Source organism: Bradyrhizobium sp. BRP20, from assembly GCF_020194215.1.
Taxonomy (GTDB): domain Bacteria; phylum Pseudomonadota; class Alphaproteobacteria; order Rhizobiales; family Xanthobacteraceae; genus Bradyrhizobium; species Bradyrhizobium yuanmingense.
Window position 1 is genome coordinate 26,681 of record NZ_JADYVY010000024.1, and the last position, 20,594, is coordinate 47,274.

Sequence of the window (20,594 nt, forward strand, 5' to 3'; positions counted from 1 at the left end):
GTGCGTTGTCCGCCGCTCCTCTGTTAGAGGCGGGTGGTAAAGCGGACAATAATTCGCTTAGAGATCGAGGAAGTAACCCTAATGCTTGCTCGCGGATTGGCTGAAATCCGGGTTAAAGCGGATTAACGAACGCGCTCTCGCCGTGGCGCTCCTTCTCCCCTTGTGGGAGAAGGTGGCGCGAAGCGCCGGATGTGGGGTGTCTATCCACACGCGAACTCGTGGAGGGATACCCCTCACCCGTCTCGCCGCTCTGCGGCGAGCCACCCTCTCCCACAAGGGGAGAGGGTGAAATTACCCGCCGCTACGCCATTCTTTCCCACAGCCGGTGCGTGAGCACGCCGACGCGTTTCTCGATGGCGGCTGCGGCATCGAGGGCGAGATCCTCGCGATAGCGGCCGGCAATCAATTGCACGCCGATCGGCTTGCCGTCATGCAGCGCCACCGGCACCACCGCGCCGGGCAGGCCCAGCACGTTGATGGCGGAGATGAAGCGGATCTCGCCCCAGAAGATCTCGCGCACGCGCTCGGAGCTGATGGTGTCCTCGCGCGGGCCCGGCGTCGGCTTCACCGTGGTCGGCGCCAGCACCACCGGATACTCCTCGAAGAACAATTGCCAGGCGCGGATGTGGCCGTTGCGCGCGGCGGTCGCCTGCATCCAGCCCTTGAGATCGAGCACGTTGGCCTTGGCCTTCATGCCGCCCCAGGACTTGTGAAAATCCTCGGATGTGACCTTCAGCATGGCGGCCTCCTGCATCATCACGGTCTCGTTGGTGATGATGTCGCACCAGGTCTGCCAGACCCCGTTGATGTCGGGTACCTCGACCTCGCTGACGCGATAGCCGGACCGCTCGAGATGATCGGCAGCCTGGCGCAGCGCCGCGGCGACAGAGGGATCGACGTCCATGTCCTCGGGGATCTTTGCCAGTGCAACCTTGATCGGCCGCTTCGGCCGCTCGCCGACCAGCGGCGCGGGCACCCACCAGGGATCGCGCGGATCGCGCTGGCTCATCACCTCCAAAGCGAGGCGCACGTCGGCGACATGGCGCGCGAGCGGCCCCTGCGCCGACATCAGATGCGCCAGCATAGGCCGCTCCGACGTTGCGCTTCCGTTGAAGGCGGGGATGCGGCCCTGCGTCGGCTTGATGGTGGCAACGCCGTTGCAATGCGCCGGCCAGCGCAGCGAGCCGCCGATGTCGTTGCCGTGGGCGATAGTGCCGATGCCCGCAGCGACCGCCGAGCCCGCGCCCCCGGAGGAGCCGCCGCAGGTGATGTCGGGATCCCAGGGGTTGAGCGTCAGCCCGTGCAGGGGATTGTCGGTGAAGCCGCGAAAGGAGAATTCGGGCGTGTTGGTGAGACCGATGACGATCGCGCCTGATTTCTTCAGGTTGCGCACCACGGGCGCATCCGATGGTGCAATGAGGTCCTTGTTGGCGGGCACGCCGTTGAAATTCGGCCGGCCCTCGTAGTCGACATTTTCCTTGATCGTAATCGGCACACCGTGCAGGAGACCGAGCTCGCCGCCTTTGGCGCGCTGCTTGTCGGCCGCGTGCGCCGCTTTGAGTGCTTCCTCCGAGAGATCGACGACGACCGCATTCAGCTTCGGATTGACGGTGCGCATCCGTTCGAGATGCGTTTCCACCGCCTCGACCGCGGAGATGGCGCCGGAGCGGATCGCAGCCGCGGTCTCGACCGCCGACCATTGCCAGGCCGGCCCGTTCGGGCGCCGCGGCTTCGCCGATTTGCCGGCAGCGGCCTTTCCGGCCGGCTTGGCCACGGCGCTCTTGCGGCCGGAGCCCTTCTTCGAAGCCTTCGCCGTCGTCTTCAACACACTTTTCTTCTTGGTCGCCGTCTTCTTCGCCACGCCGCATCTCCTAAAATTGCGCGGCGGAGGTTAGGGACGACGCGGGACCCTGTACAGGCGCGATTCTGCATGGCGCATTGTCGCGACGCTCTGTCGCAATCGCAGCCTTCTATGAGCGAGCTCCTACACCAAGGGTGGATTGAGCCGCGCAAAGCCCTCCTGGATGCGATAGGGATAGTACGGATAAGGCGGCATCACCGCGCTGACTTCATCGAGCCGCTTGATCTGGTCCGCGCTCAGCGACCAGCCGACGGCACCGAGATTGTCGCGCAGCTGCGCTTCGTCGCGCGCCCCGATGATCACGGAGGAGACCGTGGGACGCGACAGCAGCCAGGCAATCGCGACCTGCGGCACGGTCCGAGCGGCCTCCACAGCAATCGCATCGAGCACGTCAACGACGGCGTAGAGGCGCGCATCGTCCACGGGCGGACCGAACTGTGCGGTGGCATGCAGGCGGCTTCCTTGCGGCAGCGGCTGGCCGCGCCGGATCTTTCCGGTGAGCCTGCCCCAGCCCAGTGGGCTCCAGACCAGAGCGCCGACGCCCTGATCGCGCGCGAGCGGCATCAGTTCCCATTCATAGTCGCGCCCCAGCAGGGAGTAATAGACCTGGTGCGCGACATAGCGCGGCCAGCCATGCCGGTCCGCGATCGCGAGCGACTTCATCAGCTGCCAGCCGGCGAAATTCGAGACGCCGACATAGCGCAGCTTACCGGCGCGCACGAGCATATCGAGCGTGGACAGCACCTCCTCGATCGGCGTGAACGCGTCGAAGGCGTGGAGCTGAAGCAGATCGATATGGTCAGTGCCGAGCCGTCCTAGCGCCGCATCGACCGAGGCAAGCAGCCGCTGCCGCGACGAGCCGGCATCGAGCGGACCGTCGCCCATCGGCAGGCTCATCTTGGTCGAGATCAGCACCTTGTCGCGGCGCCCCTTGATCGCGGCACCGAGGATCTCCTCGGAGGCGCCGTTCGAATAGACATCGGCGCTGTCGAACAGATTGACGCCGGCATCGAGGCAGATATCGACGAGCCTGCGGGCTTCATCGATGCCGCTGCGGCCCCAGGCGGAAAACAACGGACCCTGGCCGCCGAACGTGCCGGTGCCGAAGCTGAGGACGGGGACTTTGAGCCCGGAAGCGCCGAGATTGCGGTATTCCATGATCGCTCTCCTATTCCGCCGGGCACGCCGCGACGGTTGCCGGCGCGGGATCGAGCCGGAGACTCCACAGCGCCAGAACGAGGCCAATGGCGGTGATGCCGGCCGCGACCAGCGGCAGCGCCGAAAGGCCGAGCCCGCGGTCGATGGTGACGCCGCCTACCCAGGCGCCGAGCGCGTTGCCGAGATTGAACGCGGCGATGTTGAGGCTGGAGGCGAGCGTCCGGCCGCTGGGACCTGCGGCTTCCAGCACGCGAAGCTGAAGCGGCGCGACGGTCGCGAAGGCGGCGGTGCCGAGTAGCAGGATCAGCGCGACGGACAGGATCTTGATCGACAGCACGGCCGCCAGGCCGAGCAGCACGATCGCAAGCGCGGCAAGCGTGCCGGTCAAGGCCCGTGCGAGGCCGCGGTCCGCAAGCTTGCCGCCGGCGATATTGCCGATCCCAAGGCCGACGCCGAACACCAGCAGGATCGGCGAGACGGCAGCCTCCGAAAAGCCGGTGAAGCGCGTCAGGATCGGCTGGATATAGGTGAAGACGACGAACAGTCCGGCGAAGCCGAACACGGTCATGGCAAGGCCGAGCAGCACCTGCGGACGGCCGAGCACAGCCACTTCCTCGGCAAGCGAGATTGGCTTGTCGCCATTGCCAACATGGCCGGGGACGAGCGCGGCGACGACCGCAAACGCGATCACGCCGATGACAGTCACCGCCCAGAACGCCGCGCGCCAGCCGAGCATCAGGCCGAGCCAGGCACCGAAGGGCACGCCCAGGAGCGTCGCGACCGTCAGGCCGATGAACATGGTGGCGATCGCAGACGCACGCTTGTCCTCGGCGACGAGGCTGGTGGCCACCACCGAGCCGACGCCGAAGAACGTGCCGTGGGCGAGGGAGGTCAGCACCCGCGCGGCCATCAGCAATTCGTAGGTGGGTGCGAGCGCGCAAGCCGCATTGCCGAGCGTGAAGATCGCCATCAACGCCAGCAGCACGGTTTTCCGCGGCATCCGCCGCGTCGCCAGCGTCAGCACCGGCGCGCCGACGAACACGCCGAGCGCATAGCCTGATATCAGCAGGCCCGCGACCGGCACCGAGACGTGCATGTCGGCGGCGACCTGCAGCAGCAAGCCCATGATGATGAATTCGGTGGTGCCGATGCCGAAGGCACCGGCGGTGAGAGCTAGAACGGCAGGAGGCATGCGTTGCTCCAAGGGATGAGACGAGCCACGCAGATAGCGGCGCTGCCGCCAAACCATTAGAATGTCCGCAATCCAATCATTTGTGACGTGAATTCAACATGGCCCGTTTCGATACCAACCGCTCGGCCGAGATGGAGGTCTTCGTCCGCGTCGTGGACCTCGGCGGCTTCACCCAGGCCGCGCGAAAGCTGCGTCTGACGCCATCGGGCGTCAGTAAGCTGATCTCGCGTCTGGAGGCGCGCCTCGGCGCGCGGCTCGTCAACCGCACCACGCGCAAGCTGACGCTGACAGCGGAAGGCCAAGCCTTCTACGAGCGATCGTTGCGCATCCTCGCCGAGATGGAGGAGGCCGAGCGCGAGGCGGCCTCGGGCGCGGCGCCGCGCGGCCGCCTCACGGTCAATTGCAACATCCCCTTCGGCATGCTGCATGTGATGCCGTTGATCCCGCGGTTTCTGGCGCAGCATCCCGACGTCACGCTCGATCTCGTGCTGACCGATACGGTGATCGACCTGATGCAGGAGCGCGCGGACGTCGCCATCCGCGTCGGTCCGCTGCGCGCCTCGCGTCTGATCGCGCGAAAGCTCGGCACCAGCCGCATGGTCGTGGTCGGCGCGCCGGATTATCTCGCCCGTTGCGGCACGCCCAAGATTCCGGCCGACCTCGCCGACCACCGCGGCATCGGCTGGACCTTTCCACGCAGCATCCGCGGCTGGCCGTTCAGGCGTGGCGACCACGCCGAGGAGGCCCTGCCCCCGCCGGTCGCGCGCGCCAGCGACGGCGAAGCCGCCCGCCGCCTCTGCCTCGGCAGTGTCGGTCTCGCGCGCCTCGCGCTCTTCCACATCGGTCCCGACATCGAATCTGGCCGCCTCGTGCCGGTGCTGCAAGGCTACAATCCCGGCGACCGCGAAGACATCCACGCCGTCTATGTCGGCCATACCGCCCCACTCCCGGCACGCGTGCGCGCGTTCATCGATTTCCTCGCCGAGCACGTGCGGGTGAGCGACCCCGCGTTGAAGCGGACCGGGGATGGGAAGTGGAAGCTGGTGGGGTGAAGCGGCGGCGGAGGGCGCAGGAGAAGCTTGCCCCCGGCAGGCTTGCCGAGTCCACCTTCGCCCTGCGGGCTCCGGCGCGCCAGCCTTGCGCAAACGTCGTTTGCGAAGGCTGGCGAGGAGAGTGTCAGTCCAGGGATGCCGGGCGAGCCAACGCCGGCGAAATAAATTGCTTCTGCATTGCGGCCGCGCTTCCTAGGGTCGGCCTGTGCTTGGCCAATTCCAGCGTCCTCACGAGCACGGTCAAGCGTGCGATTCCGAAAAAGAGGCGACCACGATCATGAGCAATGCCATCACTGCCACCGGAGAGAAGCCGCTGACTCCAGCCATGCTGCGCGAATTGTCGGTGCGGTCCGATTGGCAGGGTCTGATCCGCGCGGCCAGCCACTACGGCGTGATCGTCGTTGTCGGCGCGCTGATCTGGCTGGTCTCATCGCAATACGGAATCGTCTGGGCGTTGCCGCTGGTGGTCGTCCAAGGCTACTTTGTCGCATTCCTGTTCATGGTGGTCCACGAGACCGCCCACAAGACGGCATTTCGCAGCCGGGCGCTTAATCTCGCCTTCGGTCATATCTCCTCGTTCGCGGTCGGCTTGCCTTACGAATATTACTGCTTATTCCACTGGGATCATCATCGGTATACGCAGGATCCAAAGAGGGATCCGGAGCTGCTGTCGGTTCCGATCCCGACCTCGGACGCGCAACTGATGATCGTCTACAGCGGCTTGCGGCAGGTTGCCTTCCGGGTGGGGCTGATGCTTCGCCATGCGTTGACCGGCAACGCCACGTCACCCTGGATTCCCGAAGGCAAACGCCACATTGTCGTGACAGAAGCGCGTCTCCATCTGGCAGGCTACGTCGCGCTGTTGCTGGCATCGATCGCGTTACACACCTTGATCCTGTTGTGGATCTGGGTGGTCCCCGTGATCGTCGGTCAATTGTTTCTGCGTCCGTATCTGCTTGCCGAACACACCGGCTGCGATCGCACGCGCAGCGCCTTCCAGAACACCCGCACCACCTATACCGCCAGGTTCGTGCGCTGGTTCGCATGGAACATGCCCTATCATGTCGAACACCATGCCTATCCTTCGATTCCTTTCCATGCGCTGCCGAAACTGAACCGGATCGTCGCCGATCGGATCGTCTATCGGGGCCCGGGCTACATCGCAGTGACGCGGCAGACGTGGGCCTGGTTTCGCCGCGCACGCAACGGTACCGAACGCCCGATCGGTTCTGATTGAATCGGGGGTCAGGGCTTGGCGAAAGTCAGCAGAGTGCCGTTGCTGCAGGCCATGCTGCGCCCAAGGCGTGAGCAGCTTGATGAATTTATCGCCCCGACCGCGGTTGGAAGCTGTTTTGCCTGCGCAAAAGTGGACAGCGGGGCCTTGTCGATTAATTGCTTCATGATCTTCGATCTTCAGACGATCCTGTCGTCAAGGTCGATCACCTCCGATCGCCGGCATCACAGGGGTTTGGCATGCGATCAACAACTGCTCTTCGCTTCGCCGTGTTCGTGCTATCTGCGTCCTTCCTGTTTGCGCCGTCCGAGCGCGCGACGGCCGAGGAATTGCTGAAGGCGCGGCTCGCCCAGAATCTTGGGCCGATCTCGGGACTGGCGATCGTTGCCCATGCGAAGGGCCTTTTCGCCAAGCATGGGCTCGACATCTCGGTCTCCAACTTCACCAGCGGGAAGCAGTGCCTCGATACGGTGCTTGGGGGAGGGGCGGATTTCGCGACAACAGCCGAGGCGCCGGTCACGGCGGCCGCGATGGCGCAGCAACCCATCGCCTTCGTAGGCGGGGATGGAATATTCGGATCTGAAGACCATGACCGCAGCTTCTGCCGGGATCAAGACGAAGGCCGATCTGCGTGGAAAGCGAATCGCCTTCACGGCCGGAACCGGCAGCGAGGTCTACACCTCGGTTCTGTTGAAAGCGGCGGGCCTGACGTCGAAGGACGTGACGCTCGTCAACCTGCGACCGCAGGAGATGCTCCCTGCGATGGCGGCCGGCAGCATCGACGCATTCGACACCTGGGAGCCGCACGTCGCGAATGCGAAGAAGGCTCTCGGCGAAGGCGCGATCCCGCTTGATACCAAAGGTCTCTACACGGAGACCTTCAATATCGTCGTGACGCAGTCTTACCTCGCCGCCAACCCGGCGATCGTCAGCAAGTTCCTGGCGTCCCTCATCGAAGCCGAGGGCTGGCTCAAGGCGAATCCGGGTGAAGCAATCGACGTCATCGCAGCGGCGACGGGGATGAAACGCGATGAATTGGCGTCGATCTGGACGGACTACGTCTACCATGTGCGCCTCGACGACAGGATTCTCACGACTCTGAAAACCCATGCCGCCTGGCGGCTCGAGACCGGCAATCATCCCCCTGGAGCGAGCATGCCCGATTTCACGAAAGTCCTGGTGACGGCGCCGCTGAAGGCGCTCGATTCAGCTCGCGTCACGCTGGGGGCACGCCCGTGAGCGTCGGCAGACGCAGCAGCGCGACCGAACGGCTGAGCGTACTGGTCGCCGTCCTCTCCGTGCCCGCCTTCACAGGCATGTGGGAACTGGTTGCGCGCTCCGGCATCGTGAACACCGTGCTGTTTCCGCCGCCATCGACCGTCGCGGTTGCCGTTCTCGAATGGATTCGCAGCGGACAATTCTTCGCCGACCTGATGGCGAGCCTCGCGCGCGTGGCCGCGGGATTTGCCATCGGGGCCGCGGGCGGAATCGTGCTCGGCATCCTGACCGGCCGATTTCGACTGGTGTCCAGCCTGCTTTCGCCCTTGTTTCACATCCTTCGTCCAATTCCTCCCATCGCCTTCGTGCCGATCGTCATCCTTTGGTTTGGCCTCTCGGAAACAGGCAAGCTTTTCCTGGTCGTTTGGGGCGTGTTCTTCACGGTATGGCTCGCGACCCACATCGGGGTGCAGAAAGTCGACCACGGACTTATCCGAGCCGCCCAGATGGTCGGCACGCCGCAACCGCAGATGCTGTGGGAGATCGTCCTTCTTGGCGCGCTGCCCTATATCACGGTCGGTCTTCGAACCGCGGTGAGCATCTCCTTCTACACGCTGGTCGCCGCCGAGTTGGCAGGAGCGTTCGCCGGTATCGTTTATCGTATCGAAATTGCGCAACAGAACATGCAAACGGGTCAGGTCATGGGCGGGCTGGCGGCTCTCGGACTGCTTTCCTTCGTCGCCGACCGTTCCTTCGCGATTCTTGCCGAACGTGCCGTGTGGTGGCGATGACCCCTAGCCTGCTTCGTCCAGACCAGCCGCTCAGGCTCGTGGATACGTACCCGCCGTCCGCCGCGGCGTGTCAGGCGATCATCCGGGTCGAGGATTTGAGCATCGTCTTCGATGCGCCGAGCGGGCAGGTCATCGCGGTCGACCGCGTATCCCTGGCAGTAGCCCAGGGAGAATTCGTCTCGATCGTCGGTCCATCCGGCTGCGGCAAGTCCACGCTGCTGAATGCAATGGCCGGCCTCGAGCGGCCGTTCGGAGGCCAGGTGCTCATGGCCGGCGAAGCAATGCGCAAGCCACGGCCCGAGATCGGAATGGTCTTCCAGCAGCCACATCTGTTTCCGTGGAAATCGGTGCGCCGGAATATCGCACACGGGCCCCGCGCTCTCGGCAAGCCGAAAGCGGAGGCGCTGCGGATTGCCGACGGCCTCATCGAGATGATCGGTCTGACCAGATTTGCGTCGGCATATCCGCACACGCTATCCGGGGGCATGCAGCAGCGGGTTGCGATTGCCCGTGCCCTCGCCAATCAGCCGCGTGTCCTGTTGATGGACGAGCCGTTCGGAGCGCTGGATGCGCAGACCCGGGCGGTCATGCAGGACAATCTGCTCGAACTCCGCGAGCGGATCAACGCAACAATCGTCTTCGTCACACACGACATCGATGAAGCGATCCTTCTCTCTGACCGTGTGCTGATCATGAGCGCCGGACCTGGCCGCATCCTCAGGGATCTTCAGGTGAGCCTGCCGCGGCCGCGCTCCAGCGCCATTGTCGCGGAGGCCGCCTATCTCGCCCTCAAGCGGGATTGCCTTGACCTGATCCGCTCGGAAGGCCGCAAGGCCTTCGAGCAGATGGAAATCAAGACGTAGGCGCCTGACGATATGTTCTGGCATGGCTCTTGAATAGCTTTCCCCTGCGGCGGCAGGGGAGCGAGCAGATGTCAGCGGCAAGTCTCAGGAATGCGACCGGCATCATGCTGGCGGGATCGGATGCTCTGGTCGGGTCCCTGCCGAGCTTGTTGGATCCGTTGTGTGAGGCTGACCGGCGCCGTGTCCTCGCCATCGGACGCGAGGAGGTTCTGCAGGCAGGCAAGCATGTCTGGCGTCAGGGCGATCTGCAGAACGGCATATATCTGATCGAAGAGGGGCGTATTCGCAGCTACTACGCGGCGCCTTCCGGACGCGAGGTGACGCTGGCCTACTGGTTTGCCGGCAACTTCGTCGGCGGCCCCGATCTGTTCGGTGCTGGTGCCCACGTATGGTCTTCGGTTGCAGTGGAACGAAGCCGAGTGACGTTCTTGCCCGGCCCAGCCCTGCGTGCGCTGGCGCTTCAATCGGCAAGTATCGCAGTCGCGCTGCTGGATGCGCTCGCCTTCAAGGCACGGTGCTACTCGGCCATGGCGCAAATGCTGGGGACCCGCTCGGTGACCGAGCGGCTGCATCGTCTGTTGGTCTTCCTCTCGAAGATCTACGGTTCGCAGCAGGGCCGCGAGATCGTGATCGGGATCCCGTTCACGCATGGTGATCTCGCCAATCTGATCGGCTCAACCCGCCAATGGGTGACGGTGCAGCTTTCCCGCATGCAGGCAAGAGGCGTCATCCGTTATCACCGGGGCCTGATTGTGATCCTCAATCTGCGCGCCCTCGATCTCGAAGTGGTCTAGGAGGCGGCCTTCGGATATTCCTTTAGATCGAACAGTCTGGCCTTCGCATCGGGCAGCCATCGTTCGGCAAGGTCGAGAACAACATGGTCGCGCCACGCAGGTGCCAGCAAAGTGATACCCATCGGCATGCCGTTGCCGAGCGTTGCGTTGGGAACCGACACCGCGCACAAGTCCACCAGATTGGCAAAATAGGAGTAGTAACCGAGGCGGTTGTTGAGCGTGATGGGATCTTCCATCATCTCCGCGATCGTGAAGGGGCGTGGCGCGGTCGGTACCACCAGGACATCGATCTCCTCGAAAAGCGTTTGGATCTGGCGTCGCAGCTTCCAAAGTCGATGTTGCGCGGCGAATGCATCTGTTGCGGAAAACCGGGCAGCTCCGCTCAGCACGTTGCGGATGACGTCAAGCAGGTCTCCATGATCGATGTCCAGGAGCTTGCTGATCGCCGCATGACGTTCGGCAATCCAGGGCCCTGAGAAGAGCATTTCACCGGCTTCGGCGAGAGGCGCGAAGTCAATGTTCCTGGCTTGGCCTCCCAATCCCGAAAGTCTCGTGCAGGCCTGCCTGTAAAGGTCATCGCATTCCGGCATGCCGAACGAATTGAGATGACCGACAGGGACCTGGCCGAACCGGAAATTGCGAGGAGATGGGAAGGACGAGGCAATCCGTTGGCGGCTATAGGGATCACTGTCGTCGAATCCTTCGATCAACCCGAGCAGAATTCGACCTTCGGCAATGGAATTGCAGAAGATCGAGGGACAATCGAGCGTCGGACAGTTCGGCACAAGTCCCCGGGACGAGACGAGGCCGACGGTTGGCTTGATCCCGATGATTCCGTTGAAGCCTGCGGGAATCCGGCCTGAGCCGCCAGTATCTGTGCCGAGAGCGAAGGCAACATGGCCCGATGCTACGGCAGCAGCCGAGCCGGAGCTCGAACCGCCGGAGACATACAGATCGTCCGCCGCACTAGAACAGGCGCCGTAGGGGGAGCGGGCGCCGGACAGTCCGGTTGCGAACTGATCCAGGTTGGTTTTGCCAAGACAGATCGCACCCGCGGCCGCCAATTTCTCGACGCATCTGGCCGATTGCGCAGCCCTATATTCGAATGACGGGCAGGCTGCTGTCGTTGGCATGGCCTCAACGTCAATATTGTCCTTGACGCCGAATGGCACGCCAAGGAGCGGCAGGACTTCACCCTCTTCCGCTCGTTGCACAAGTGCATCAACCCCAGCCAGCGCTTCTTCCATGGGCCGCACATAGATCCAGCAATTGCGGTGCCGGTCCCGCTCGATGCGCTCATAGGCGCTTATGATGATGGAGGCTAACTCGGCACGAGAACGGAGGGGTCGGCTCTGCGCGGATAGGATCGCTTGCGGCACGGAATAAGCTCCTGAGGGCATGACCCCACGAATATGAAGCCGCTGCCCAGCAATGAAAGCAACTAAGCGCCTCAACCGCACCGGCGGGACTCGAGCCTGCAACCAAACCGTTGTGAGCGGCAGCAAATGGCGGAAAGAGTGTCAGTCAATCCTGATTGACGTATAAGCTGTTTTCATTCCGAAGGGCGGCAATCAACGGTCCTGGCTACTGGGCGCTTAGACACGCCTCGTAACATGACGAGGTAATGAAGATGGCGACGAAACGGCTCTTTGACGACTTTGACTTCGAAGGCTTCTGGAATGACTGTCCGTATTCCCTGGAGAACTATGTCGAGCCTCCGCCGACCGACGAGCTGATCGCCTCCATTGAGCATGAAATCGGAGGGTATCGGCTGCCGGCGGCCTATGTCGACCTCGCACGGCGCCACAATGGCGGAATGGTCAAGCGCAACTGCCATCCAATGAAGGAGCGTACAGGCTGGGCGGAGGACCACGTGGCTATCGAGGGGCTCTTCGCTCTTGGCCGTACGTCCACCTATTCACTCGCCGGGAAGTTTGGCGCCAAGTTCATGATCGAGGAATGGGGCTACCCGCCGATTGGCGTCGGAATCGCCGACACGCCGGCCGGCGGCCACGAACTGATCATGCTGGACTACCGGAGCTGCGGAAAGCGGGGCGAGCCGCAGGTCGTGTACGTCGACCAGGAGGATGACTGCCGTATCGTCGTCGTCGCGTCGGACTTCGAGACCTTCATTCGCGGCTTGGTCGAGGAGTCCGAGTACGACACTGCTGAGGAGGATCGGGCCGCTGCGATCGCGACCGTCGAGCGGGGAACGTTATCGCCAATCGTGGTGCGAGCCTTGGCCGCCGTCGGCGACCGTCTGCCGCACGGCGAGCGAATGTTGCGCACCTTGGCCCGGCAGATCGTGGACGAGAAGGGCTTCTTTGCCCTGCACGACGACGAGCGCTCACATCTGATGTATGGACTGATGTTCTGGCTTTATTCGAGCCTTCGTACGGCCAGATCCTTCGAAGCTTTCTTGGGCCGGTCCGAGACCGGCACCTCCTACGACTCGCCTTGTTACGAGCTGATGATCGCTTTCGACCTTGTCACCGAACCTTACGGCTTCAACACGCGCGGGTACGCCGAGGGCTTTGTGAGGGACTGGTGGGACGCGTGCGTCGCCCGCGGCGACATGGCCGAGATGGCGGAAGGCTACCGTCTGACTTCCAGGGCCGAGGCGGCCCTGCTCGGACGCTTGGCGACGATTGCTGGCCCCGAAGGCAAATAAGCCGGCGCGATTGATTTGAGCGGGTGGCGGAGAGAGTGGGATTCGAACCCACGGTACGGTTTCCCGCACACACGCTTTCCAAGCGTGCGCCTTAAGCCACTCGGCCATCTCTCCGGAGCGCCCTCTCTTGAAGGGGCGCCGACGATTTTGCAAGGGATCGCGGAGATATCGGGCGATTTTTCCGCAACTTACTGTATTTGCAGCACAATATCAGGCTCCGCGGGCACCCGAAGCGGCCGCGGGGCTGAACCGCGGGCGGCCCTGGCGCGACGATTCACGGCAAGCCGCCACACACGACCGGGACGCCATGACCATCCGCAAGACCATCGCCGCCTTGAGCCTGATTTCGACCCTCGGCTCCGCCCTTGCCGCGCCGGCGCTGGCCCAGGTCTGCACCCGGCAGGGGGGCGACGTCAGCTGCGACGACGGCCGGCGCGGGGTGCTTTCAGGCGATGCCATCCTCTGGCCGGACGGCACGCGCTCCAGCTCGGCGCCGCATCAGAGCGTGATCATCGGCAACAAGAGCTCGGTGCATGTCGGGCCCGGCGTGTTCGTCGGCCAGGGCAAGGGCGTGGTGCCGCTGGATAATCCGAACGCGCCGAACAAGCGGCAATGCGCGATCCTGGACGGCGTGTCGTATTGCTATTGAGGGGCGCTCTTGCCTTTTCCCCTTGCGGGAGAAGGTGGCGCGAAGCGCCGGATGAGGGGTTGCATCCACAAATCTTGCTGCGAGACGTTCACGCGTGGAGAGACACCCCTCACCCGTCTCGCCGCTGTCGCCATAGCCGATGCAAAGCATCGGCGTTCTTAAGAACGGCGGCCAGAGGCCCCCTATGCCACCCTCTCCCACAACAAGGGGAGAGGGTGAGATCGAGCCAAGCTGAGATTAGATCAACCGCACGCCTGAGATCGCCGACTTCAACCAGCGCAGCGCCTGCGGCGGCTGGGCCGCGAGCGGCGCCACGGCGGCCTTCTCGGTGCGGCACTTCTCGAGCTCGGCGACGAAATCGGCGGACCATTGCTGGATGGTGTGGCCGCGCAGCTTCTTCATCATCGCATCCCAGCGCATCTTGCGCTCGGTGAGCGGCATGGATGCCGCGACCGCGACCGCGCGGGCCATGCCGTCGATATCGTGCGGATTGACCAGCAGCGCAGCGTCGAGCTCGTTGGCGGCGCCGGCGAACTTCGACAGCACCAGCACGCCGGGATCGGCGGGATTTTGCGCGGCGACGTATTCCTTGGCGACGAGGTTCATGCCGTCGTGCAGCGGCGTCACCACGCCGACCTGCGCGGTGCGGTAGAGACCGGCGAGCACGGCCTGGCTGAAGCCTTTGTTCAAATAGCGGATCGGCGTCCAGTCGACCTCGCCGTGGCGGCCGTTGACGTCGGTGACGAGGCGCGCGACCTCGTTCTGGAGATTGCCATAGGCCTCGATGCCGCCGCGCGAGGGATTGGCGATCTGGAGCAGCGAGATGCTGCGCGCAAATTGCGGCTGCTCGGTCCAGAGCCGGTCGAATGCGCTGATGCGGTTGACGAGACCCTTGGAATAGTCGAGCCGGTCGACGCCGATCGCGAGGCGCTCGCCGTTGAGGCTGCGGCGCAGGCGCGACACATCCGGATGCGCGGCCGACTTCGCGGCATAGGCGGCGAACTTCTCCGCATCGATGCCGATCGGGAAAACTTCACAGCGCGTGCGCCCATGCTGCGAGACCACGACCCCGTCCTCGATGGTGAGGCCGAGCTCGGCGCCGACATAGCCGAGGAAGTTCTGCCGATCTTCCTCGGTCTGGAAGCCGAGCAGATCATAGGCCAGCATCGCGGTGATCAGCTCGCGATGGTTGGGTACGCCCTGCATCACAGCAGTGACGGGCCACGGCGTATGCAGGAAGAAGCCGATGGGATCATCGACGCCGAGCTCGCGCAGCTCGGCACCAAGCGCGAGGAAATGATAGTCCTGAACCCAGAACGCAGTCCGGGCTTTGCGGAAACGCATCAAGGCGCGCGCCATGAAGGCGTTGACCTCGCGATAGCTGACATAGTCCTCGCGCGAGACGCGGATCAGGTCGCTGCGCGAATGCAGCGCCGGCCACAGCGCCGAATTGGCAAAGCCTTCGTAGTATCCGCCGTAATGGGCCGCCGGCAGATCCAACGTCGCAATCGCGCCTGTCCCGAGCGCCTCGATCTCGGCGAACGGCTCCTTCTGGTGGCCATCACGCACCCGGCCGGAGGAACCGACCCAGATCGCACCAGAATGTTCCACAACGGGAAGCAATGCCGCCGCAAGGCCGCCCGTCATGGGCTCGTTGGGTTTGCCGCGGGCGACGCGATTTGAAACGACGATCAAGTTCACAGGTCGTCCCCTCCTGTTCATTCCGCCCCATTTAACTGCCGTTCATCAATATGGTTCCTGATCATCGTTTCAACCAATTGAAACCAAAATCGGGCGTGCGCGTTGGAACTGGTTTCGCTCGTGGAACCCAGTCATTTCGCTGCAAAGACAGCGTTTCCGGTCCTGTTGCGCAGCACGCATCGCAGCGCGCAATGGCGCTGCGATGCAAGCCTTTGTGTCTGCGAGATGACGCTGCCTTGGTTTCACCTGGGATCGAGCAGGTGCGCAAGGAACGCACGCACATCCGCCGGCGCATCGAAGTGGCCATTCACGCCCATGGCGCGGCGGCCGACCGAGAACGCCAGCCCGTCCATGTCGGGCATGATCGCGAACACGGTCTCATCGGTGACGTCGTCACCGATGAACAGCGGACGACGTCCTTTGAACGGCGCGCGCTTCATCAACTCGCGCACGCCGCTCGCCTTGGTGAATCCGGAATGCTTGATCTCGCAGACGAACTTGCCCGGCAGCACCTCGATCGGCGCATTGGGCAGATCGGCGCGGATCAGTGAGACGGATTCGTAGATCGCCTTCTCCGCATGCGGCGCCAGGCGGTAATGCAGCGCGAGCGAATAGCCCTTGTCCTCGAGCAGGATTCCAGGGCTGAGCTTGGCGATGGCGGCGAGGCGCCGCTTCAGCTCCTTGTCGAGCGGCGGCGCGTGCAGGGCATCCGCTTCACTGTCCACGGCCAGCCGCATCTCCGCGCCATGACCGGCGACGGCGCGGAACACGTCGGGCGCGAAGATCAGGTCGATGTCGTTGAGCGAGCGGCCGCTGACCAGCGCCAGCGCCCCCGAGGTGCGCTCGGTCAAAGCTTTCAGCGTTTCCGACAGGCCCGGCGGCACCCACACCTCGCGCGGCGTCGGCATCAGCTCAAGCAGCGTGCCATCGATGTCGAGCAGAATGGCGATTTCATCGAGATGCGGCACCAACGCATGCGGCACCGGCACCGTTTCCGGCGTCTCGTCGTCATCAGGTATGGTGAGCTTCTGGTCCAACGCCATTTCCGCAAGTTCCGATTTCATCAGTCTACTCCATAAAGGCGAGCGGCCGCGCGATGTGTTCGAGCGATTTGCGCTCGGCGGCGACGGCATAGCGCCACGCCACGATCGCAGCCGCGATCATCAGGACGGCCCCCAACAGATAGCCGGCGAATACGCTGGTGCGCGATCCCGTGTCGATCAGCGCGCCGAACAACGCCGGCCCGATCACGCCGCCGATGCCGGTGCCGACCGCATAGAACACCGCGATCGCCAGCGCGCGAACCTCGAGGGGAAAGGTCTCGCTGACGGTGAGATAGGCCGCGCTCGCGGCGGGCGAGGCGAAGAAGAAGATCACCATCCAGGCGATGGTCTGCCCCTGCGCGCTCAGGACACCGATCGAGAACAGATAGCCTGATAGCGCCAGCAACAGGCCCGATGCGCCATAGGTGAACGTGATCATGGTGCGGCGTCCCAGCGTATCGAACAGGCGGCCGAGCAGCAGCGGCCCGAGGAAATTGCCGGCCGCGAACGGCAGCAAGTACCAGCCGACGTGGTCGGCCTTGATGCCGTAGAAATCGGTCAGCACCAGCGCGAAGGTGAAGAAGATGGCGTTGTAGAAGAATGCCTGCGCGCTCATCAGAACGAGGCCGACCAATGCGCGCCGGCGATAGACCGAAAACAAGGTGTGGACCACCTCGGGGATCGGCGTGTGATCGCGCATCTTCAGGCGGATCTTGGTGAAGCGTCCGTCGCTCGTATCCTGGTCGTGCCCGATCACCGACCGCTCGATCCCGTCGACGATGGCATGGGCCTCGTCGGGACGACCATGAATCATCAGCCAGCGCGGACTTTCCGGAATCCACATCCGCATCAAGAGAACGACGAGGCCGAGGGCGGCGCCGATCAGATAGGCCAGGCGCCAGCCGAGATCGGGAGCGAATACTGCGGGATCGAGCAGCACGATGGCCGCCACTGCGCCCATCGCAGCCCCGATCCAGAAGCTGCCGTTGATCACGAGATCGGTCCAGCCGCGATAGCGTGCGGGCACCAACTCCTGGATCGTCGAGTTGATCGCTGTGTACTCGCCGCCGATGCCGGCGCCGGTGAGAAAGCGGAACAGCGCGTAGCTCGCGACATCCCATGACAGCGCGGTTGCGGCCGTTGCCGAGAGGTAGAGCGCCAGCGTGATGAAGAACAGCTTCTTGCGGCCGATACGGTCGGTCAGCCAGCCGAAGCCGAGCGCACCGAGCACGGCGCCCGCGAGGTAGGCGGAGTTGGCGATGCCGAGATCGAGATTGGAGAACTGCATCGATGGGCTTTGCTTCAGCGCACCGGAGAGCGCACCCGCAAGCGTCACCTCGAGGCCGTCGAGAATCCAGGTGATGCCCAGCGCGAGCACGACGCGGGTGTGAAAACCGCTCCACGGCAGCGCATCGAGCCGCGAGGGAATGCTGGTCTCGACGATGCGGTCGGTCACGGCCGCCGCCGAGACTACGGGTGCATAGTTCAGCGCTGGGCTCTGCTGCAGTTCCATCGGATTGTTGCGTCTGATCAATGGAAGCGGCCCCGGCTCACATGACGTGGACGGGGTCGATCCGATCATCGGGGTGCGGCATTCTGCCTGCCACCTGCGACAACGTTTGCGAGGGGGCCGGGTTCCCGCGGGAACGCCAGCGAGCACCGCTCGTTTCCGCTGGACCCGCAAGGAGTTGGCGCATGGCTCAGGTCAGAAAGACGACACATTCTCGAAACAGCAGCCCGCGCAATGCGGCACAGAAGGCAAACACCCGGCGGAGCGGGACCGCGCACAAGAGCACCAAACGCGCCACAAGGCGCTGGTCGCAGCGCGTGACGGAGGAGAGTGATGCGCTCGATCTCAAGCAAGGGGTGTTCAAGCTGACGAGCGCGAAGAGGATTGCGGCCTCGCTGAAGCGCTCGGCCGAGCACAGCTCCCGACGCAAGGCCGGCGCCTATCGCTCCGCGCTGTCGATGCTGACCTTCTACATCAACCGTGCCGGCAAGACGCTGCCCAAGACGCAGCGCACGCGACTGGAGCGCGCGAAGGTGGAGCTGAAGCGGGCGTTCGGAAGGGAATGAGACTTGTAGGGTGGGTCAGGCGAAGCCGTAACCCACCGTTCCACTACCGGCCGTGACATCAACGTGGTGGATTACGCTTCGCTAATCCACCCTACGCGTTCTTTCCGCGGTCTCTACGCTGCCCGGATATTACCCATGAAGCGGTCGAGCTCGGCGCGAAGGCGGGTGCTTTCGCTCGACAGCGTCTTGGCCGAGTTCAGCACCTCTTCCGAGGCCGAGCCGGTCTCGGCGGCGCCGCGGTTGACCTCGCCGATATCGGTGGCCGCGGTCTGGGTACCCTGGGCGACGGTCTGAACGCTGCGGGCGATCTCCTGGGTGGCGGCGCCCTGCTGCTCCACCGCGCTCGCGATCGAGGTCGAGATCGAGGAGATCTGGCCGATCGTCGCGCCGATCTCCTTGATCGCGGCGACCGATTCGGCGGTGGCGCCCTGCATGCCCGTGATGTGCGAGGAGATCTCGTCGGTCGCCTTCGCGGTCTGGCTTGCCAGCGATTTCACCTCGCTCGCAACCACGGCGAAGCCGCGGCCGGCTTCACCGGCGCGGGCGGCCTCGATGGTGGCGTTGAGCGCGAGCAGATTGGTCTGCTCGGCGATGGCGGTGATCAGCTTGACCACCTCGCCGATCTGCTGGGCGGCATGCGAGAGCTTGCCGATGCGGCCGTCGGTCTCCTTGGCCTGCATCACGGCAGCCTCTGCGATGCGGCTGGAATCGCGCACCTGGCGGCCGATCTCCTCGACCGAAGCCGAGAGCTCTTCGGTCGCGGTCGCGACCGACTGCATGTTGGAGGAGGCCTGCTCGGAGACGCCGGCGACCTGGCTCGACAGGCTCTGCGTGGTCTCGGCGGTGCGGGTCAGCGTCGAAGCGGCCGATTCCAGCTGCACGGCCGAGGCCGAGACGTTGGAGACGATGGCGCCGACCGCGCTCTCGAAATCGTCGGCAAAGCGGATCAGCTCGGCGCGGCGGCTTGCGGCCTGCTCGCGGTTCTGCACTTCGCTGGCGGCGGCGTCGCGCTCGGCCTTTGCAACGGCCTGGATCTTGAACTCCTCGACCGCGCTGGCCATCTCGCCGATCTCGTCCTTGCGGCCAAGACCCGGCAGCACGACGTCGAAATTGCCCGAGGCGAGCTCCCGCATCGCCTTGCACATCGCGATCATCGGCCGCGAGATGCCGTTGCCGAGCCACAAGGCCAGCACGATGCCGATGGCCAGCCCGCCGAGCGCCATCATCAGCATCAGCTGCTGGGTCTCTACGATCGTCGCATTGGCGCTCGCCTCGATGCGTTGCTGGTCCGCGGTGAGATCCGAACGCAGCTCGGCCGAGAGCTTGAGGATGGTCGCCGCCGTCTTGGTCATCTCGCCGTTCAGCTTGACGATGACCTTCACGTTCTCGGTCAGCTTTGCGAACGAGGTGCGGTACTGCTTCAAGAGATCGCCGATCTCCTTGACGCGATCGGTGATCTTCTGGTCGTTCGCGTAGACGGAGACCAGCAGCGTCTCGAGGAACTTGATGCGGGCGATCACGCCGTCGGCGGTCTTCGGCTCCGGCTTGGCGACGAAAGCGCTGACCGAGGTCGAGACCGCCAGATATTGCGAGGTGATGTCCTTGGCCGTGGTCTGCACCGAGGAGAGACCCGCCAGCGCCGCGGTGTCGGCGAGATCGTCGAATTTGAAGCGGATCTTGTTGCCGACACTGTTGAGCTCGTCGGCCGCGATCTTGTTGTTCTCGCGCGTCAGCGTGATGATCTCGCTGAAGACTTTCGTAAAGCTCTGGAACTCGGCCTCGAGCTTGCCGACCTGCTCGCGGCGAGCCGCGCCCGTGGTGGCGGCCATCGACTTGGCGATCGCGCTCTTCAGATTTCCTTCAGCGGCCTTGGCTGCGGTCTCGTCATCGGCCGCGCCGGTCAGGGTATAGGCCCGTGCCAGCCCCTGATAGGCGATCAGCTCGCGATCGACCGTCCGCGCCAGATCGGCTTCCGCTACGCTGGTGCGGTAGGAGGCCACAGCGCCTGCGATCCGCTCGAAGCCGAAATAGGCGAACGCCATGCTGACGGCGAGGATGGCGAGCACCGCCACGAAGCCGAGGATGATTTTTGCGCGAAAACGCAGCGTTGGTAGCTTCGATTGGCGCGACTTCGATTGGCTCGATTTGGACGTGACCGACATTCCCCCACCCCATTCCATTCGCGGAAAACCAGGCGCAGCCGGGAAGCAGCCCGCTTCCGACTCGTGTGCACGGTAACCGGCAAAGGATAAGCTGCGGTAAACTTGTGGCGCCGCAACTGGCGGTTAGGT

The 20,594-nt window shown here is 64.1% G+C and carries 18 protein-coding genes, 1 tRNA gene and 1 pseudogene; 10 read left to right on the top strand and 10 right to left on the bottom strand.

Annotated features, from left to right (window positions below; translation table 11 throughout):
• Positions 1-301: 301 nt before the first annotated feature.
• The 3 genes from I6F33_RS34055 to I6F33_RS34065 form a co-directional block, all read right to left on the bottom strand.
• Positions 302-1,861, bottom strand: a complete 1,560-nt coding sequence (locus tag I6F33_RS34055; RefSeq protein WP_225145429.1) for an amidase family protein — start codon at positions 1,859-1,861, stop codon at positions 302-304.
• Between the two features lie 123 nt (positions 1,862-1,984).
• Positions 1,985-3,019, bottom strand: coding sequence for an aldo/keto reductase (locus I6F33_RS34060; protein WP_225145430.1), 1,035 nt, complete (start codon positions 3,017-3,019; stop codon positions 1,985-1,987).
• A gap of 10 nt (positions 3,020-3,029) precedes the next feature.
• The gene (locus I6F33_RS34065; protein ID WP_225145431.1) at positions 3,030-4,211 is read right to left on the bottom strand and encodes an MFS transporter; all 1,182 of its coding nucleotides are present in this window, start codon (positions 4,209-4,211) and stop codon (positions 3,030-3,032) included.
• Positions 4,212-4,309: 98 nt separating this feature from the next.
• On the opposite strand from I6F33_RS34065, the gene I6F33_RS34070 reads away from it, so the two are divergent.
• A complete protein-coding gene (locus I6F33_RS34070) occupies positions 4,310-5,263 on the top strand; it encodes a LysR family transcriptional regulator (RefSeq protein WP_225129861.1) in 954 nt (317 codons plus the stop codon).
• Between the two features lie 277 nt (positions 5,264-5,540).
• Entirely contained in the window at positions 5,541-6,500 is a 960-nt protein-coding gene (locus I6F33_RS34075) for a fatty acid desaturase (protein WP_225145432.1), read from the top strand.
• Positions 6,501-6,508: 8 nt separating this feature from the next.
• Here the strand turns inward: I6F33_RS34075 and I6F33_RS34080 are convergent, their stop codons facing one another.
• Complete coding sequence (locus tag I6F33_RS34080) at positions 6,509-6,664, bottom strand: hypothetical protein (protein WP_225129865.1); 156 nt, start codon at positions 6,662-6,664, stop codon at positions 6,509-6,511.
• Positions 6,665-6,736: 72 nt separating this feature from the next.
• Here I6F33_RS34080 and I6F33_RS38415 point away from each other — a divergent pair.
• From I6F33_RS38415 to I6F33_RS34100, 5 genes and pseudogenes are all read left to right on the top strand, one after another.
• Positions 6,737-6,997 (top strand): annotated as a pseudogene (locus I6F33_RS38415) (ABC transporter substrate-binding protein); the annotation flags it as partial.
• Positions 6,998-7,085: 88 nt separating this feature from the next.
• A complete protein-coding gene (locus tag I6F33_RS34085; protein WP_276573711.1) occupies positions 7,086-7,736 on the top strand; it encodes an ABC transporter substrate-binding protein in 651 nt (216 codons plus the stop codon).
• A complete protein-coding gene (locus I6F33_RS34090; protein ID WP_225145433.1) occupies positions 7,733-8,506 on the top strand; it encodes an ABC transporter permease in 774 nt (257 codons plus the stop codon). Before I6F33_RS34085 ends, I6F33_RS34090 begins: the two co-directional genes overlap by 4 nt.
• Positions 8,494-9,369: an ABC transporter ATP-binding protein gene (locus I6F33_RS34095; RefSeq protein WP_225145434.1), complete on the top strand. Its 876-nt coding sequence runs from the start codon at positions 8,494-8,496 to the stop codon at positions 9,367-9,369. The genes I6F33_RS34090 and I6F33_RS34095 overlap by 13 nt, the downstream gene beginning before the upstream one ends.
• Before the next feature lie 68 nt (positions 9,370-9,437).
• On the top strand, positions 9,438-10,163 hold the full coding sequence (locus tag I6F33_RS34100) for a Crp/Fnr family transcriptional regulator (RefSeq protein WP_036026163.1): 726 nt from the start codon (positions 9,438-9,440) through the stop codon (positions 10,161-10,163).
• On the opposite strand, the gene atzF is transcribed toward I6F33_RS34100, so the two are convergent.
• Positions 10,160-11,542, bottom strand: a complete 1,383-nt coding sequence (gene atzF, locus I6F33_RS34105; RefSeq protein ID WP_225145435.1) for an allophanate hydrolase — start codon at positions 11,540-11,542, stop codon at positions 10,160-10,162. The two genes, I6F33_RS34100 and atzF, sit on opposite strands and share 4 nt — an antisense overlap.
• 245 nt (positions 11,543-11,787) lie before the next feature.
• Between atzF and I6F33_RS34110 the strand changes: the two genes are divergently transcribed.
• Positions 11,788-12,834, top strand: a complete 1,047-nt coding sequence (locus tag I6F33_RS34110) for an SMI1/KNR4 family protein (RefSeq protein ID WP_225145436.1) — start codon at positions 11,788-11,790, stop codon at positions 12,832-12,834.
• Positions 12,835-12,858: 24 nt separating this feature from the next.
• Here I6F33_RS34110 and I6F33_RS34115 read toward each other — a convergent pair.
• Positions 12,859-12,948, bottom strand: a tRNA-Ser gene (locus tag I6F33_RS34115).
• A 193-nt stretch (positions 12,949-13,141) separates the two neighbouring features.
• Here I6F33_RS34115 and I6F33_RS34120 point away from each other — a divergent pair.
• Positions 13,142-13,483 (top strand): hypothetical protein, encoded by a 342-nt coding sequence (locus I6F33_RS34120; RefSeq protein WP_225145437.1) that lies wholly within the window; start codon positions 13,142-13,144, stop codon positions 13,481-13,483.
• Positions 13,484-13,720: 237 nt separating this feature from the next.
• Here the strand turns inward: I6F33_RS34120 and I6F33_RS34125 are convergent, their stop codons facing one another.
• The 3 genes from I6F33_RS34125 to I6F33_RS34135 all read right to left on the bottom strand — a co-directional run bounded on the left by I6F33_RS34125 (position 13,721) and on the right by I6F33_RS34135 (position 17,740).
• Positions 13,721-15,184, bottom strand: a complete 1,464-nt coding sequence (locus I6F33_RS34125; RefSeq protein WP_036016051.1) for a trehalose-6-phosphate synthase — start codon at positions 15,182-15,184, stop codon at positions 13,721-13,723.
• A gap of 242 nt (positions 15,185-15,426) precedes the next feature.
• Complete coding sequence (gene otsB, locus I6F33_RS34130) at positions 15,427-16,248, bottom strand: trehalose-phosphatase (protein ID WP_036016048.1); 822 nt, start codon at positions 16,246-16,248, stop codon at positions 15,427-15,429.
• A 4-nt stretch (positions 16,249-16,252) separates the two neighbouring features.
• On the bottom strand, positions 16,253-17,740 hold the full coding sequence (locus I6F33_RS34135) for an MFS transporter (RefSeq protein ID WP_036026149.1): 1,488 nt from the start codon (positions 17,738-17,740) through the stop codon (positions 16,253-16,255).
• A gap of 182 nt (positions 17,741-17,922) precedes the next feature.
• Here I6F33_RS34135 and I6F33_RS34140 point away from each other — a divergent pair, with 182 nt between their 5' ends.
• Positions 17,923-18,303 (top strand): DUF3175 domain-containing protein, encoded by a 381-nt coding sequence (locus I6F33_RS34140; RefSeq protein WP_225145438.1) that lies wholly within the window; start codon positions 17,923-17,925, stop codon positions 18,301-18,303.
• Between the two features lie 113 nt (positions 18,304-18,416).
• Here I6F33_RS34140 and I6F33_RS34145 read toward each other — a convergent pair whose 3' ends face one another.
• Positions 18,417-20,465, bottom strand: a complete 2,049-nt coding sequence (locus tag I6F33_RS34145; RefSeq protein WP_225145439.1) for a methyl-accepting chemotaxis protein — start codon at positions 20,463-20,465, stop codon at positions 18,417-18,419.
• Between the last annotated feature and the right edge of the window lie 129 nt (positions 20,466-20,594).

What these genes read in the sequence shown, in the direction of transcription:
- I6F33_RS34060 (WP_225145430.1), bottom strand. Translation starts at nt 3,019, where the DNA reads ATGGAATACCGCAATCTCGGCGCTTCCGGGCTCAAAGTCCCCGTCCTC.
- I6F33_RS34065 (WP_225145431.1), bottom strand. Translation starts at nt 4,211, where the DNA reads ATGCCTCCTGCCGTTCTAGCTCTCACCGCCGGTGCCTTCGGCATCGGC.
- I6F33_RS34070 (WP_225129861.1), top strand. Translation starts at nt 4,310, where the DNA reads ATGGCCCGTTTCGATACCAACCGCTCGGCCGAGATGGAGGTCTTCGTC.
- I6F33_RS34075 (WP_225145432.1), top strand. Translation starts at nt 5,541, where the DNA reads ATGAGCAATGCCATCACTGCCACCGGAGAGAAGCCGCTGACTCCAGCC.
- I6F33_RS34080 (WP_225129865.1), bottom strand. Translation starts at nt 6,664, where the DNA reads ATGAAGCAATTAATCGACAAGGCCCCGCTGTCCACTTTTGCGCAGGCA.
- I6F33_RS34085 (WP_276573711.1), top strand. Translation starts at nt 7,086, where the DNA reads ATGACCGCAGCTTCTGCCGGGATCAAGACGAAGGCCGATCTGCGTGGA.
- I6F33_RS34100 (WP_036026163.1), top strand. Translation starts at nt 9,438, where the DNA reads ATGTCAGCGGCAAGTCTCAGGAATGCGACCGGCATCATGCTGGCGGGA.
- I6F33_RS34110 (WP_225145436.1), top strand. Translation starts at nt 11,788, where the DNA reads ATGAAGATGGCGACGAAACGGCTCTTTGACGACTTTGACTTCGAAGGC.
- I6F33_RS34120 (WP_225145437.1), top strand. Translation starts at nt 13,142, where the DNA reads ATGACCATCCGCAAGACCATCGCCGCCTTGAGCCTGATTTCGACCCTC.
- otsB (WP_036016048.1), bottom strand. Translation starts at nt 16,248, where the DNA reads ATGAAATCGGAACTTGCGGAAATGGCGTTGGACCAGAAGCTCACCATA.
- I6F33_RS34135 (WP_036026149.1), bottom strand. Translation starts at nt 17,740, where the DNA reads ATGGAACTGCAGCAGAGCCCAGCGCTGAACTATGCACCCGTAGTCTCG.
- I6F33_RS34140 (WP_225145438.1), top strand. Translation starts at nt 17,923, where the DNA reads ATGGCTCAGGTCAGAAAGACGACACATTCTCGAAACAGCAGCCCGCGC.
- I6F33_RS34145 (WP_225145439.1), bottom strand. Translation starts at nt 20,465, where the DNA reads ATGTCGGTCACGTCCAAATCGAGCCAATCGAAGTCGCGCCAATCGAAG.